Origin of the sequence: Ralstonia edaphi, assembly GCF_958350185.1 — a bacterium.
Taxonomy (GTDB): domain Bacteria; phylum Pseudomonadota; class Gammaproteobacteria; order Burkholderiales; family Burkholderiaceae; genus Ralstonia; species Ralstonia edaphi.
In genome coordinates this window covers 441,203-455,650 of record NZ_CATWHI010000004.1, presented here as the reverse complement: position 1 = coordinate 455,650, position 14,448 = coordinate 441,203, and the positions used below count along the sequence as shown (strand labels likewise).

The following is a 14,448-nucleotide window of genomic DNA, read 5'->3' as shown; positions in this document are numbered from 1 at the left end:
CAAAGGATGTTGCAGGCAACCCCAGCGTATGCTGGGCCGCTGATTCAGCTGAACGCGGCAGACAACGTGCTGATTGCGCGCGAAGGGCTGTCGCTCGGGGCCAACCTGTCGATCAACGGCACGACGGTGCGCCTGCGCGCGCAGGTGCCGGCCGGCCACAAGATCGCCGCGCGGCGGATCACCCACGGTGAAGCCATCCGCAAGTACGACACGATCATCGGGCGCGCCGCACGCGACATCGAGGCGGGCGAGCACGTTCACACGCACAACATCGAGCTGATCGACTACGCACGCGACCCCGGCTTCGGCCTCGATGTGCGTCCGGTCGATTACATCCCGGAGGCGCAGCGCGCTACGTTCAATGGCATCGTCCGGCCCGACGGCCGTGTGGCCACGCGCAACTTCATCGGCATCCTGGCGTCGGTCAACTGCTCGTCCACCGTCATCAAGAACATCGCGGCGTGGTTCACGCCGGAGCGCCTCGCGCCGTTTCCCAGTGTGGATGGCGTGGTGGCGTTTGCGCAGACGAGCGGTTGCGGGATGTCTTCGCCATCGGAGCATTTCGATGTGCTGCGCCGCACGCTGGCGGGCTATGCGCGGCATCCGAACCTGGCGGGGGTGCTGATCGTCGGCCTGGGCTGCGAGCGCAACCAGGTGGCAGATTTGATGACGAGCCAAGGCCTGGAAGCCGGCAAGCTGATGCACACGCTCGTGATGCAAGACACCGGCGGCACGCGTGCCACTATCGAGGCGGGCATCAGCGCCATCCAAAAGATGCTGCCGGCGGCCAATGACATCGTGCGCCGCCCGGTTTCGGCCAGCCATCTCAAGATCGGCCTGGAGTGCGGCGGCTCCGATGGTTTCTCGGGCATTACCGCCAACCCGGCGCTCGGTGCGGCGATGGACCTGCTGGTGCGCCATGGCGGTACGGCCATCCTGTCGGAAACGCCGGAGATCCACGGCGTGGAAACGATGCTCACGCGCCGCGCGGTGTCGCCGGAAGTCGGGCAGAAGCTGCTCGATCGGCTCGCCTGGTGGGAGAACTACACCCGCGGCCACAACGGTCAGTTCAACGGCGTGGTGGGCCCCGGCAACCAGCAGGGTGGTCTGGCCAACATCTTCGAAAAATCGCTGGGCTCGGCCATGAAGGGCGGTACTACGCCGCTGCAGGCCGTGTACGAATACGCCGAGCCCATCGACTGCTCGGGCTTTGTCTTCATGGATTCGCCGGGCTACGACCCCGTCGCCGTGACCGGACAGATTGCGAGCGGCGCCAACCTCATTTGCTTCACCACGGGACGCGGCTCGATGTTCGGTTCCAAGCCCGCGCCGACGATCAAGCTCGCCAGCAATACGCCCATGTTCCGCCGGCTTGAAGAAGACATGGACATCAACTGCGGCCGCATTCTCGACGGCGAGCGTTCGGTGGAAGAAATGGGCCAGGACATCTTCGAGCACATCCTGCGCACCGCTTCGGGCGAGCGCACCAAGAGTGAGCTGCTCGGTCTTGGCGACCATGAATTCGTGCCCTGGCACATGGGCATCGTGAGTTAGCGCCTCGACTCGAAGGCACGCATCACCTATTACAAAACAGGAGACAAACCATGCAGGACACGTCACAGGGCGGCCCTCGCTCGAAAGTGCGCTGGGTCGTCGCCGGCCTCATGTGGGCGGCGATTGCCATCAACTACATCGACCGTACCGTGCTGTCGGCGGCCGCGCCGCACATCCAGAAGGAATTCCACCTGAGCGCCGTGGAAATGGGCGTCGTCATGTCGGCGTTCTTCTGGTCGTATGCGCTGCTGCAGTTGCCGGCGGGCATTCTGGCTGACCGCTTCGGGCAGAAGAAGGTGCTCGGCTTTGCGGTGCTGTGGTGGTCCGTTGCGACGGCGTTGACGGGCCTGGCAAACGGCTTCAAGTCGCTGGTGGGCCTGCGTGTGGCGCTGGGCATCGGTGAGGCGGGTGCGTACCCCAGCAGCGCGGGCATTACCGGGCGCTGGTTCCCCAAGCAGGAACGCGCCACGGTGGCCGCCATTTTCGATAGCGGCTCCAAGCTGGGTAGCGCTGTCGCGTTGCCGCTCATCGCGTGGCTGTTGGTGATGTTTGATTGGAAGATCACCTTTGCCGTGACGGGCGGGCTGGGCATCGTGTGGGCAGTGGTGTGGTGGGCGGTGTTCAAGGAAACGCCGGAAGAACACAAGGGCGTGAACGCCGCTGAGCTGGCCCACATCCAACGCGGCCTGCCGGCAGCCCGTAACAAGGATGAACCCAAGGTGCCCTGGACGAAGCTGCTGACGCACCGGAACATCTGGGCGATGTGCATCGGCTTCTTCATGATCAACTACAACTCGTACTTCTTCATCACGTGGCTGCCGACGTACCTGGTCAAGGAGCGTGGCATGGGCCTGATGCAGATGGGCCTCATGGCGTCGCTGCCGCTGTTCGTGTCGATGTTCGTGGAGGTGTTCGCGGGCTGGGCGTCGGACCGCGTGTATGCCTCCGGCAAGCTTTCGCTCACGGCCACGCGCAAGCTGTTCCTCATCATCGGCCTGGTGATGGCGTCGAGCATCGGGCTGGCGGCGTTCGCACAATCGGCCGTCGTGGCGGTCATCCTGCTGTGCATCGCGAAGTCAGGCACGACCGTGGCGGCATCGCAGGTGTGGGCACTGCCCGCCGATGTGGCACCGGGCAACAACGTGTCGATGGTGGCAGGCCTGCAGAACAGCGTGTCGAACATGGGCGGTGTGGTCGGCCCGATCGTCACCGGCGCCATCGTGGGTGCCACGGGCTCGTTCATTCCGGCGCTGGTGTTCTCCGCCGCGCTGATCGGCCTGGCGATCCTGAATTACCTCTTCCTGCTCGGCAAGGTGGAACCCATCAGCTTCGAGCCCACTTCTGAAACCCTCCATTCGCATGACCCACGCAATGCAAACGTCCGCGCTTGAGCGCCCGAACAGCTTCAAGGCCGCGCTGGCCGCCGGGCAACGCCAGATCGGCTTCTGGCTGGCGATGAGCGATCCGTACCTGGCGGAGGTGAGCGCCACCGCCGGCTTCGACTGGTTGCTGATCGACAGCGAGCACGCCCCGAACGACGTGCGCACGATTCTCGCGCAGCTGCAGGCCGTGGCGCCGTACCGTGCCGAGCCCATCGTCCGGCCCTACAACGGCGATCCGTCGCTCATCAAGCGCTTGCTCGACATCGGCGCGCGCACGCTGCTCGTGCCGATGGTCGATACGGCGGAAGAGGCGCGCGAGCTGGTGCGCGCGGTGCGCTATCCCCCGCACGGCATTCGTGGCGTGGGCAGTGCCGTGGGCCGCGCATCGCGCTGGAGCGCCCGCACCGATTACCTGCAGGTTGCTGATGACGAAGCCTGCCTGCTCGTCCAGGCGGAGACCGTCACCGCGCTGCAAAACCTCGAAGCCATCTGCGATGTGGACGGCGTGGATGGCGTGTTCATCGGCCCGGCGGATCTGGCTGCATCGATGGGCCACCGTGGCAACGCCGGCCACCCCGACGTGCAGGCGGCCATCGACAACGCCGTGCGCACGATTGTTGCGTCGGGCAAGGCCGCCGGCACGTTGACGTCCGACGCGGCGCTCGCGCGTCACTATCTGGAGTTGGGCTGCACCTTCGTCGCCACGGGCGTTGATATCCTGATGTTCGCCAACGGCGCCCGGAAGCTCGCCCGCGAGTTCATCGCGCCGCAGGGTGCCTGATTCTTCCTCTTCTTTTTTACCGGATCTGACATGACCCGCAAGACCTACCGGATCGCCGTGATCCCCGGCGACGGCATCGGCCGCGAAGTGATGCCCGAGGGCCTGCGCGTGCTGGAAGCCGCCGCGCGCCGTTTCGGCATCAACCTCGAAACCCAGCACATCGACTGGGCCAGCTGCGACTACTACCAGCAGCACGGCACGATGATGCCCGACGACTGGAAGCAGCAACTGCAAGGCATGGACGCCATCTTGTTCGGCGCGGTCGGCTGGCCGGCCACGGTGCCCGATCACGTTTCGCTGTGGGGCTCGCTGCTCAAATTCCGCCGCGAGTTCGATCAGTACATCAACCTACGCCCCGTGCGTTTGTTTGAGGGCGTGCCGTGCCCGCTCGCCAACCGCAAGCCCGGTGACATCGATTACTACGTCGTGCGCGAGAACACCGAAGGCGAATACACATCGCTCGGCGGCATCATGTACGAAGGCACCGATCGCGAAATCGTCATCCAGGAATCGGTTTACTCGCGCAAGGGTGCAGAGCGGCTGCTCAAGTTCGCCTTTGACCTTGCACAAAGCCGCCCGCGCAAGCACGTGACGCTCGCCACCAAGAGCAACGGCATCGCCATCAGCATGCCGTGGTGGGACAAGCGTGCCGACGAGGTTGCGCAGCAATATCCCGACGTCACGCTCGACAAGCAGCACATCGACATCCTGACCGCGCGCTTCGTGCTGCAGCCGGGTCGCTTCGATGTGGTGGCCGCCACCAACCTGTTCGGCGACATCCTGTCCGATCTTGGGCCCGCGACGACGGGCACGATCGGCCTGGCGCCTTCGGCCAACCTGAACCCCGATCGCACGTTCCCTTCGCTGTTCGAGCCGGTGCACGGCTCGGCGCCGGACATTTACGGCAAGAACATCGCCAACCCGATCGCGATGATCTGGTCGGCGGCGCTGATGCTGGACTTCCTGACCGAAAGCCAGGGCGAAGGCCGTGCGGCGCACGACGCGATCGTCGCCGCCATTGAAGCCGTGCTCAAGGACGGCCCGCGCACGCCGGATCTGGGCGGCACTGCCAACACCACGCAGGTGGGCGAGGCGATTGCCGCGCACCTGGCTTGAGCGGTTTGAAGGAATCGACGATGGCTTTCAGCTTCGACCAACTCCGCCAGGCCGGGCTCGTGCGCACCGACAACCTGATCGACGGCCAGTGGGTTGCCGGCACCGACGGCGCCCGCTTTGCCGTGACGGACCCCGCCACCGGCAGCCTCATCGCCAACGTGCCCGACAGCAGCGCCGCTGATGCGCGTGCCGCCACCGACGCGGCAGCGCGCGCCTTTCCCGCGTGGCGCGACACGCTGCCGGCCGAGCGCGCGGCCATCTTGCGCCGCTGGCACGCGGCCATCGTTGCCAATGCCGATGCGCTGGGGCGCCTGATTTCGCTGGAGCAGGGCAAGCCGTTTGCCGAGGGGCGCGGCGAGGTCATGTACGGCGCGTCGTACGTCGCGTGGTTTGCCGACGAGGCCACGCGCATCTACGGCGATCTGATCCCGCAGCAGCAGCGCGGCAAACGCATGAGCGCCGTCAAGGAGCCCGTGGGCATCGTGGCCGCCATCACGCCGTGGAATTTCCCGCTGGCGATGATTGCGCGCAAGATCGCGCCGGCGCTCGCGGCGGGCTGCACGGTGGTCGCCAAGCCGGCGGAAGACACGCCGCTCACGGCGCTGACGTTGGCCCAGCTCGCGCAGGAAGCAGGGCTGCCCCCCGGCGTGCTGAACATGATTTCCGCCTCGCGTGATCGTGGTATCGAGGCCGTAGCCGATTGGTTGCACGACAGCCGCGTGCGCAAGATCACCTTCACGGGCTCGACGCCGGTGGGCAAGTATCTGGCGCGCGAGTCGGCGGGCACGCTGAAGAAGCTGTCGCTGGAGCTGGGCGGCAACGCCCCGTTCATCGTGTTTGACGACGCCGACCTCGACGCGGCCATCACCGGCTTGCTGGCGGCCAAGTTCCGCAACGGCGGCCAGACCTGTGTGTGCCCCAACCGCGTCTACGTGCAGGCCGGCGTGTATGAGCGCTTTGGCGCCATGCTGGCCGCGCGGGTTTCCGCGCTGAAAGTTGCGCCGGCCACCGACCCGGACGCGCAGATCGGCCCGATGATCAACGCCCGCGCCGTCGACAAGATCGAACGCCACGTGCAGGACGCCGTCGCCAACGGGGCGCGCGTGCTGGCAGGTGGCAAGCGCCTGCCGGAAGTCGGTGAACACTTCTATGCGCCCACCGTGCTGGCCGACGCCCACAACGGCATGGCGCTCTGCAACGAAGAGACCTTCGGCCCCGTCGCGCCGCTGTTCCGCTTTGTCGATGAAGCCGAAGCCGTGCAGGCCGCCAACGACACGCCGTTCGGGCTGGCCTCGTACTTCTATACGCAAGACATCCGCCGCATCGAGCGTGTATCACGCGCGTTGGAAGCGGGCATCGTCGGCATCAACGAAGGCGCGCTTGCCAGCGAGGCGGCGCCCTTTGGCGGCGTGAAGGAGTCGGGCTACGGCCGCGAGGGCTCCAAGTACGGGCTCGACGATTACCTGTCGATCAAGTACCTGTGCCAGGGCGGGTTGAACTAGCGCGCTGAATCCCAGAAGCGTTGCGCACGGAACGGGCGAACATCTACCGTCGATGTCTCGCCCGTCATCATTTCCGCAATTAATCGCCCGGTGATCGGCCCCAGCGTCAGGCCGTGGTGTGCATGGCCGAACGCGAACCACATGTTTGCGTGGTGCGGCGCCGGCCCGATGATCGGCAGCATGTCGGGCGTGCAGGGCCGCGCGCCCATCCACGGTTCCGCATCCACCCGCTCGGCCAGGGGAAAGAGCTTGCGCGCGACGGGCTCGACGGCGTCGAGCTGCACGGGCGTCTTCGGCGCATCGCGGTGTGCGAGTTCTGCGCCGGTGGTCAGACGGATGCCGCGCGCCATCGGCGCCAGGACATAACCGCCGTCCGCATCGAGCACGGGATGATTCAACTGCGCGCCTTGCGCCGGCGCGTAGTGCATGTGGTACCCGCGCTTGACGGCCAGCGGCAGGCTGTAGCCCAGGCGCGAAGTGATGACGTCTGCCCAGGGGCCCATGGCGATGACGACGTTGTCCGCGCGCAGCTCGCCTTGCTTGGTTTGCAACAGCCACGGGGCGTGGGGCGTGAGCGTGTTGGCATCGGCTTCAAAGAAACGGCCGCCGAGTTGCTCGAAGTGCTTCGCATAGGCCGTGACCAGGGCGTTGGGGTCGCTCACGGAATCCGCTTCCGTATAGCGCAGGCCGCCCAGCAGCGATGTGTCCAGATGCGGTTCAACTGTGCGCAGGCGCGCCGGGTCGAGCGCTTCAAAGGCGACGCCGTATTCGCGCTGCCAGCGCTCGACGTTGCGTGTTTCCTTGTCCTGCGTGGCGGCATTGCGGAAGACCTTGATCCAGCCGCTGGGGCGGATGAGATGCGTGGCGCCGGCGGCTTCGGCCAGCGCGCGGTGCTCGCTCACGCTATGCGCAATCAGCGGTGCATACGCGCGCGCAATGGCCGCGTGCCGCGTGGGGTGCGAGTTGCGCCAGTACTGCCACAGAAACGGCAGCAGCCGGGGCAGGTCGGCAGGGTGGTAATGCACGTCCGCCGATGTGTTGCCCGCGTAACGCAACAGCGTCGACAGGTCGCGCGGGAACGCATACGGATACACACCCTCGCGCTGGATCAGCCCCGCATTGCCAAACGACGTCTCAAAGCCCGGCGCACGGCGGTCCACCAGCGCGACGGCGCGCCCGCGTTTCTGCAGATGCACCGCCACTGACACGCCGACAATGCCGGCGCCCAGCACAAGGGTGTCGAAGCGCATGGCGGCTGGCTCCTTAACCCTTGGCCAGCGCCGTGACGGCGATTTCCACATCGATGCCCGGGCGCATCAGGCCCGACTGCACGCAGGCGCGCGTGGGCGCGTGGCCAGCCGGCACCCAGGCTTCCCACGCGGCGTTCAGCTCGGCGAAGTGCTTGGCGTCGGTCAGCCAGATGTTGGCGGAGATCAGACGCGTCTTGTCGACACCCGCTTCGGCCAGGAGGGCATCGATGCGCTCAAGGATGTTGTTGGTCTGCTCGGTGATCGACTTGAAGTCGACGTCGGGCACTTGGCCGGCCAGATGCACGATGCCGTTGGCGATCACGATCTGGCTCATGCGGGCGTTGGTGTGGAGGCGTTGGATGTCGGTCATGTCGAGAAGGTCCGTTGTAGGTTCAGACGGCCGAGGTGCCCATGCCGCTCGTGGCGGCATCGAACACCGGCGGCGCGGTGACGATGGATTGGAGTGCCGGCGTCGGCTGCGTGAGCTTGGCGAGGTCCGGACGCGGCCGCCGCAGCGTAGCAGACGCGTCGAAAGCCTGCTCGAGCGCATGCGCCACGGCAAGCGTTTTGCGGTCTCCGTGGAAAGGCCCGACGATCTGCAGGCCGAACGGCATGCCGGCGTGGTCAACGCCGCACGGCAATGACAGCGCCGGGTGCGTGGTCAGCGTGACGACGTACGTCAGCGCCAGCCAGCGGTAATAGTTCTCCTGCGCGCGGCCGTCGATGTGCGTGGCGTACAGCGCGCTCCACGGAAACGGCGACACCGGCGTCGTCGGCGACAGGATCACGTCGTACTGGCCGAACGCCGCCTGGAAGCGCGTGAGGATGCGCGTCTGTTCCGCCTGCGCCCAGGCACAATCGGCAAGCGTCATGGCGGCGCCCAGCTCGTAGTTGGCGCGCGAGTTCGGCCCGATCGACGCCGGGTCGCGCACGTAAGCATCGTGCAGGCCGGCGACAAAGCTCTCCGCCCGAATGACGTCGAAGCAGCGGTGCACGTCCCCGAGGTCGAACTGCACGGGCTCGCACGACCGGAACATCGGCGCCATGGCGGCAATGCGTTCGCGGAAGACCGCGCGGATGCTCGCATCGACATCGCAGCAGCCGAAGTCTTCCGTCCAGCCGACGCGCAGCGTGGAGAGATCGAGCGGCGCGGGCGTGAGAAAGCTCCGCGGATCGACGTGGAAGCTGAGCGGATCGCTTGCCGACAATCCAGCCGTGGCGGCCAATTGCAGGCACGCTTCGGCTACCGTGCGCCCCATCGGGCCGACCACCGAAATGGGCGTCCAGCCGAGCTTCTTGCGCGAGTTCGGGACCAGCCCGGGCGACGGCCGAAAGCCCACCACACCGCATTTGGATGCCGGAATGCGCAGCGAGCCGCCGGTGTCGGAGCCGGTGCAGACGGGCAGCATGTCGCACGCCAGCGCGGCCGCCGCACCGCCCGACGAACCGCCCGCATTCAGCATCGGGTTGAACGGGTTGCCTGTCGCGCCCCACACGGGGTTGCGCGTATTGGCGCCGGCACCGAACTCCGGCACGTTGGTCTTCGCCACCAGCACGGCGCCCGCGGCGCGAAGACGCTCGACGAGCAACACATCCTGCGTCGGCACGTTGCTGCGCGTGGTGGGCGATCCGTACGTCGTCAACAGGCCCGCTGTGTCTTCCAGATCCTTCACGCCGAGCGGCAGGCCGTGCAGCAGCCCGAGCGGTTCACCATTGAGCACGGCGCGCTCCGCGGCATTTGCGGCTTCGCGCGCTTGCGGAAAGCACGTCGCTGTGACGGCATTGACGGCAGGATTGATGGCTTCGATGCGGTCGATGCAGGCGTCGAGCAGCTCGACGGGCGAGATTTCCTTGGCGCCAATCAGCCGGCGCAGTTCCACCGCAGACCGGCTGACAAGTTGTTCGTTGTGCGACATGAACATTTCGCTTTAAAGCGCTTCGCCCGTGCGGTCCCGCAGCCAGATCACCGGCACCAGTGACACGAGGCATGCGGCGGCCACGTACCACGCCGGCGCCAGCGGGTTGCCGGTGCGCTCCACCAGCCAGCTCGCGATGAACGGCGAGAACCCGCCGAAGAACGATGCGCTCACCACATAGGTGAGTGCGATGCCGGTGGCACGTACGTGCTTGGGAAACAGCTCGGGAATCATCACCAGCACGGGCACGATCTGCGCCGCCACGAACACGGCCAACAATGCGGACACGATGTACAGCGCCAACGGCGTCGGATGCGCGCCCAGAAAGGCAAACGCCGGGTAGACCGCCAACAGCATGATGATGCGCGACGTGACCAGCACGCGCTTGCGGGTGTAGCGATCGGCCAGGCGCCCGGCAATCGGCGCGGCCACGAACAGCACCAGCGAGCTGACCACGCCCGAGGCCACCGCCGCGGTGGGCGACATATGCAGTGTGCGCACCGCGTGGCTGGGCAGGAAGAACGCCGTGATGTACACCGACACCGAGCCGCCCAGTTCCGCAAACGTGCCGAGAATGGTCAGCTTCAGATGCGTGGTCAGCGCGGCCTTGAGCGCGCCTTGCGGCTTGGCGGGGCTTGGTGCCGCATCGCGGCGGTCGAGCGTCTCTTCCAGCCGGCGGCGGATCAGCATGCCGGCCGGCGCTGCAAAAATGCCCAGCAGGAACGGCAGCCGCCAGCCCCAGGCGAGCACCGCCTCCTTCGAGAGCGTCACGTTGATGAGCGTGGCGACCGCCGCGCCCAGCGCGAGGCCCAGCGCGGTCGCCGCAAAGTTCCAGCTCGCAAAGAATGCCCGCGTGCGGTCGCTTGCGTATTCGACCAGCAACGTGGTGCCGGGCCCGAATTCGCCGCCTGCTGCAAAGCCCTGCATCAGGCGCGCAGCCAGCACGATCATCGGGGCGAAGATGCCCGCCGTGGCGTACGTGGGCGCCGTGGCGATGAGCGCGCACGACAGCGCCATCATCATGATGGTCAGCACCATCGCCTTCTTGCGCCCGGCGCGATCGGCATACGCGCCGATGATCACGCCGCCGAGTGGCCGCACCACAAAGCCGACGCCAAACACCCCGATCGACAACAGGAACTGGTTCACCGGCGATGCCGACGGAAAGAACAGTTGCCCGATCTGGATGGCGAAGTAGCTGTAGATGGTGAAGTCGTAAAACTCCAGCGCTGTGCCGATGGTGGTAGCGGCAATGACTTGCGTGCGTGACAGCGCGGGGCGGCTGTCGAGGGCGAGTGTCGACACGGGCGGCTCTCCTGGGTTGGAGGCTGGGGAGGGTTTGAGTTATCGTATACGAGAAAAATCGAATTCTCGTATACGAGAAAACCCGGAGACGTGCGTGGCATCGAGCGCAAAAGCGGCTATCCAGCCCCATTCAATCGACGAGGCACCGGCGCAGCTCAATCACCAGGAGGTGGGAGCGCGCATCCGCGAGGCGCGCAAGGCGCGCGGGCTGACGCTGCAGGAGCTGTCGGAGCGTTCTGGCGTGGCGCTGTCCACCATTTCCAAGGCCGAGCGCGGCGATATTGCCCTCACCTATGAGAAGTTTGCCGGCCTGGCGCAGGCATTGGGGCTCGAGTTCGAGCAACTGCTCGGCCGGCGCCGCACGCCCGATGCCGGCCCGCTGCGGCCCACCTTCACCCCATCCGGCGGCCAGGTCATTTACGACACGCCGAACTACGAATACGGCATGCTGGCCGACGCGCTGACCGGCAAACGCATGCTGCCGATGCGCGCACACATCCGCGCGCGCTCGGTCGACGACTTTCCGGATTACATCCGCCACCCCGGCGAGGAATTCGTCTTCGTGCTGGGCGGCGAGATCGAACTGCGCTTCGAGAACGGCGACGCCTTTCGCCTGACGCCGGGCGACAGCCTGTACTTCGACAGCGCAGTCGGTCACGTCTATCTGTCGGTCAGCAAGGAAGACGCCGAGATACTCGCGTGCTGCACCGGCACGGACGTGCGCGAACTCGGCGACGTGATCTGAGCTGCGTCGCCGCGCGGCGTCGCTTGTTTACTTGCGTAAGGCCCGCCCCGCCAGCACATCCGGCACCGCCTTGCCGTCGGCCACGGCCACCGCGCCGTTGACGAGCACCCAGCGCACGCCCACGGGCGGCAGCCCAGGCTGTTCATAGCTCGCGCGGTCGGCGTAGGTGGCGGGGTCGAAGACGACCAGGTCGGCAAACTTGCCAGCCTGCACGGTGCCGCGGTCCTTGATGCCGAAGATTTCGGCCGTGCGGGCGCTGGCCTGGCGGATGGCAAACGGCAGCGTCATCACGTGCTTGCGCGTGACGTATTCGCCGATGCGGCGTGCAAAGGTGCCGGCTTCGCGCGGGTGTCCGGCAATGCCGTCGGAGCCGCCCACGACGAAGTCCTGCTTCATGAAGGCTTCCAGATCGGCGTCGCTCATGTTGAACGACACGATGTTCGTGCCGCCGTGCTGGATCACGCTGATGGCCGCATCGACGGGGCTCACGCCCAGCTTCTTGCCCAGCGCCTCGAGCGATTGCCCGTTGTATTCGGGGTTGGTGGAAATCAGTACCTGCGCGGCGGGCCCGTTGCGCTGTTGCATGGCTTTTTCCATGTCGGTGGCAATGCGGGCACGCGTGGTCGGGTCTTCCAGGCGCTTGAGCAGCGCGTCGTTGCCGCCGTCACGCGCCCAGCCGGGCACCAGCGCCGGAATGATGTGCGTGCTCGACGCCGTGTACGGATACTGGCTTGCCGATACGTTCATGCCGTCGGCCTGCGCCTGCCGCATCAGGCTGATGACCTCCGCGCTCTTGCCCCACGAATCCACACCCAGCGCCTTGATGTGCGAGATGTGGATCGGGATGCCCGACTGCCGGCCGATGTCCAGCGCTTCTTTCACGGCGTTGACGAGGCCGGTGCGAAAGTTGCCCTCGTCGCGCAGGTGTGTGTCGTAGATGCCGCCACGCGCGGCCACGGTCTTGGCCAGCGCGACCACCTCGTCGGTTTTGGCGAACACGCCTGGCGTATAGACGAGGCCCGTCGACATGCCGAATGCGCCGTCGCGCATGCCGTCTTCCATCAGCGTCTGCATGGTCTTGAGTTCGTCGGCGGTGGGTGCACGCGCCACGTCGCCCATCACGCGGTGGCGCACGGCGTTGTGGCCCACCAGCATGGCCACGTTGGTGCCGATGCGGTTGGCGTCCAGCGCCTTGAGCGTCGGCCCGATGCGGTCGAGATCCGGCCCGTCGCCTTCGAGCACGATGCCGTCGTTGCCGATCACCACCGTCGTCACGCCTTGCAGCAGGTACGGCAGGTTGTGGTGCCGGTCTTTGGAGATGAGGTTGTGATAGGCGTGCGTATGCGGATCGATAAAGCCCGGCGCCACCACCAGCCCGCGCGCATCGAGCACCGTCTTCGCCTGCACGCCCGTGGCGGAGGGCTGCACCAGCACGATGCGGTCATTGCGGATGCCCACGTCGGCCACGAAGGGCGCGCCGCCGCTGCCGTCGACCACCGTGCCGTTGCGGATCAGGATATCGACCGGTTCGGGCTCGGGGGCCGCACGGGCGGGGCCGGCAAGCGCAAGGCTCAGGGTGAGGGCGGACAGCAGGCACTGCGGCAGACGGTGTGGGCGCATATCGGCTTCCTTGTGGTTTGCAGCGAGTGTAAGGAGCCTTGTTGCCCACATGACATGCAAATGGTTCGGCCCGGTATGCGGAACGGACATGCAGGGGTTTGCGGTGCTGGAACGCTTGCGGGCAGGCGTCAATACAACACTCAGCGTTATCAATATCTGAATTAAGAACAACTAATCACCCGGAAAGCCTTGCCAGCATTGGGTGTGGCAAGACATTGGCGACAATGTGCGGCCGTCCCCACTTTGGAGGGGGGCAACTGCCTTGCCCCGGTGACACAATCGCGAAAATTCAGAAGTCATGCTGCGCGACATGCGACGCATGGCAGACCCGGTCGGGGAGCTTCATGCAAGAGAGTTGGATGGCAATTTCGGCGGCGCGCGCGCGGGCGCATCGCCTGTACGGCGTGCGCGGCTGGCTCGTGACACTGCTGTGGCTGAATACGCTGCCGGCGCTGGCGATCGTGCTGGCGATGGGCATGATGCTCACGCTCGGCGACGCCAACGGCGGCCCGGCGCGGGCGGCGCCGGCGCTGGCCGGGCTCGTCTTTCCGCTGGGGCTCGTCACCGTGGCTTTCCTGCGCCTGCGCTGGTTTCCGATGTTGTGGCTCGGATACGGCGTGCTCCAGCTGCTGGCCACGCTCGCCATGAGCGGCGGAATCCACGCGTGGACGACACAAGCCTCCGGCGGCACGGCAGGGCGCATGCCGATCATGCTGCTGCTGGCAGCGGAGGCGTTGCTGCTGATCGGCACGGCAGCGTACATCTGGTTTTCGCGCCGCGTGCGCGTGACCTATCGGCATGAGGTGCGGCTGACCGATCCTGCTGCCGCACCGGCTGTGTTCGACAAGCCCGCCCCCAATGAAACGCCCTCTGACGCCACCGACCACGCACGCGAACGGGCCGCCCTGCGGCGCGTTGCGCAGGAACTGAGTTCCGGCGTGCTGGACACTCGAACCTGGATGCACGTCATGCGGCATCACGCCGATGCCACCGACGGCACCCGCACGGCGGCCTATGTGCGTGCGCGCATGTCAGAGCTGTGTCCGCCGGCGCACGTGCATCCGCCGGTCGTGCGCACGTTGTCGACGGGGCTGGGCGCGCTGCTGGTCAGCCTGATCGCAGCGGGTGCGCTGATGGCGGCGGTGATTGCGCTGGCGCTGCGCGTGCCTGGCGAGGGCACCGAGCTGCTTGAACTGCTCGTTGCCGTGGCGCTCACGCTGAGCTGGCTCGGTGGCCTCTTTGTTGGCGCGGGCTTCCTGCGCCGCGTTGCCTGACGT

General features: G+C 66.5%; 12 protein-coding genes. 7 read left to right on the top strand and 5 right to left on the bottom strand.

Translation table 11 applies throughout. The annotated features are described in order from the left end of the window. Window positions 1-6 precede the first annotated feature (6 nt). The 5 genes from R2669_RS16915 to R2669_RS16895 are packed head-to-tail and all read left to right on the top strand — an operon-like array spanning window position 7 to window position 6,335. A complete protein-coding gene (locus tag R2669_RS16915; protein WP_316901362.1) occupies window positions 7-1,554 on the top strand; it encodes a UxaA family hydrolase in 1,548 nt (515 codons plus the stop codon). A gap of 50 nt (window positions 1,555-1,604) precedes the next feature. Next, on the top strand, window positions 1,605-2,945 hold the full coding sequence (locus tag R2669_RS16910) for an MFS transporter (RefSeq protein ID WP_316901360.1): 1,341 nt from the start codon (window positions 1,605-1,607) through the stop codon (window positions 2,943-2,945). Then, complete coding sequence (gene hpaI / locus R2669_RS16905; RefSeq protein ID WP_316874819.1) at window positions 2,914-3,717, top strand: 4-hydroxy-2-oxoheptanedioate aldolase; 804 nt, start codon at window positions 2,914-2,916, stop codon at window positions 3,715-3,717. Before R2669_RS16910 ends, hpaI begins: the two co-directional genes overlap by 32 nt. A 30-nt stretch (window positions 3,718-3,747) precedes the next feature. Next, window positions 3,748-4,833, top strand: coding sequence for a tartrate dehydrogenase (locus R2669_RS16900; protein ID WP_316901358.1), 1,086 nt, complete (start codon window positions 3,748-3,750; stop codon window positions 4,831-4,833). Between the two features lie 20 nt (window positions 4,834-4,853). Beyond that, window positions 4,854-6,335: an NAD-dependent succinate-semialdehyde dehydrogenase gene (locus tag R2669_RS16895; RefSeq protein ID WP_316901356.1), complete on the top strand. Its 1,482-nt coding sequence runs from the start codon at window positions 4,854-4,856 to the stop codon at window positions 6,333-6,335. Here the strand turns inward: R2669_RS16895 and R2669_RS16890 are convergent. From R2669_RS16890 to R2669_RS16875, 4 genes are read right to left on the bottom strand one after another with little or no spacing between them, the layout of a single operon-like run. Beyond that, window positions 6,332-7,585, bottom strand: a complete 1,254-nt coding sequence (locus tag R2669_RS16890) for an NAD(P)/FAD-dependent oxidoreductase (RefSeq protein ID WP_316901354.1) — start codon at window positions 7,583-7,585, stop codon at window positions 6,332-6,334. The two genes, R2669_RS16895 and R2669_RS16890, sit on opposite strands and share 4 nt — an antisense overlap. 13 nt (window positions 7,586-7,598) lie before the next feature. Continuing rightward, entirely contained in the window at window positions 7,599-7,955 is a 357-nt protein-coding gene (locus tag R2669_RS16885; protein WP_316890509.1) for a RidA family protein, read from the bottom strand. A gap of 22 nt (window positions 7,956-7,977) precedes the next feature. Then, window positions 7,978-9,501, bottom strand: coding sequence for an amidase (locus tag R2669_RS16880; RefSeq protein ID WP_316901352.1), 1,524 nt, complete (start codon window positions 9,499-9,501; stop codon window positions 7,978-7,980). Window positions 9,502-9,513: 12 nt separating this feature from the next. After that, complete coding sequence (locus R2669_RS16875; protein WP_316890512.1) at window positions 9,514-10,806, bottom strand: MFS transporter; 1,293 nt, start codon at window positions 10,804-10,806, stop codon at window positions 9,514-9,516. Window positions 10,807-10,900: 94 nt separating this feature from the next. Between R2669_RS16875 and R2669_RS16870 the strand changes: the two genes are divergently transcribed. Next, window positions 10,901-11,551, top strand: coding sequence for a helix-turn-helix domain-containing protein (locus R2669_RS16870; RefSeq protein ID WP_037026654.1), 651 nt, complete (start codon window positions 10,901-10,903; stop codon window positions 11,549-11,551). Window positions 11,552-11,578: 27 nt separating this feature from the next. Here R2669_RS16870 and R2669_RS16865 read toward each other — a convergent pair whose 3' ends face one another. Continuing rightward, on the bottom strand, window positions 11,579-13,171 hold the full coding sequence (locus R2669_RS16865; RefSeq protein ID WP_316901349.1) for an N-acyl-D-amino-acid deacylase family protein: 1,593 nt from the start codon (window positions 13,169-13,171) through the stop codon (window positions 11,579-11,581). 359 nt (window positions 13,172-13,530) lie between these two features. On the opposite strand from R2669_RS16865, the gene R2669_RS16860 reads away from it, so the two are divergent. Next, window positions 13,531-14,445 carry a hypothetical protein gene (locus tag R2669_RS16860; protein WP_316901346.1) on the top strand — a complete coding sequence of 305 codons (915 nt, stop codon included), beginning with the start codon at window positions 13,531-13,533 and terminating at the stop codon, window positions 14,443-14,445. Window positions 14,446-14,448: the final 3 nt, after the last annotated feature.

Excerpts from the sequence above, each read along its gene's own strand:
- R2669_RS16915 (WP_316901362.1), top strand. The coding sequence starts at position 7 with ATGTTGCAGGCAACCCCAGCGTATGCTGGGCCGCTGATTCAGCTGAAC.
- R2669_RS16910 (WP_316901360.1), top strand. The coding sequence starts at position 1,605 with ATGCAGGACACGTCACAGGGCGGCCCTCGCTCGAAAGTGCGCTGGGTC.
- R2669_RS16885 (WP_316890509.1), bottom strand. The coding sequence starts at position 7,955 with ATGACCGACATCCAACGCCTCCACACCAACGCCCGCATGAGCCAGATC.
- R2669_RS16880 (WP_316901352.1), bottom strand. The coding sequence starts at position 9,501 with ATGTCGCACAACGAACAACTTGTCAGCCGGTCTGCGGTGGAACTGCGC.
- R2669_RS16860 (WP_316901346.1), top strand. The coding sequence starts at position 13,531 with ATGGCAATTTCGGCGGCGCGCGCGCGGGCGCATCGCCTGTACGGCGTG.
- R2669_RS16865 (WP_316901349.1), bottom strand. The coding sequence starts at position 13,171 with ATGCGCCCACACCGTCTGCCGCAGTGCCTGCTGTCCGCCCTCACCCTG.
- R2669_RS16890 (WP_316901354.1), bottom strand. The coding sequence starts at position 7,585 with ATGCGCTTCGACACCCTTGTGCTGGGCGCCGGCATTGTCGGCGTGTCA.
- hpaI (WP_316874819.1), top strand. The coding sequence starts at position 2,914 with ATGACCCACGCAATGCAAACGTCCGCGCTTGAGCGCCCGAACAGCTTC.
- R2669_RS16895 (WP_316901356.1), top strand. The coding sequence starts at position 4,854 with ATGGCTTTCAGCTTCGACCAACTCCGCCAGGCCGGGCTCGTGCGCACC.
- R2669_RS16900 (WP_316901358.1), top strand. The coding sequence starts at position 3,748 with ATGACCCGCAAGACCTACCGGATCGCCGTGATCCCCGGCGACGGCATC.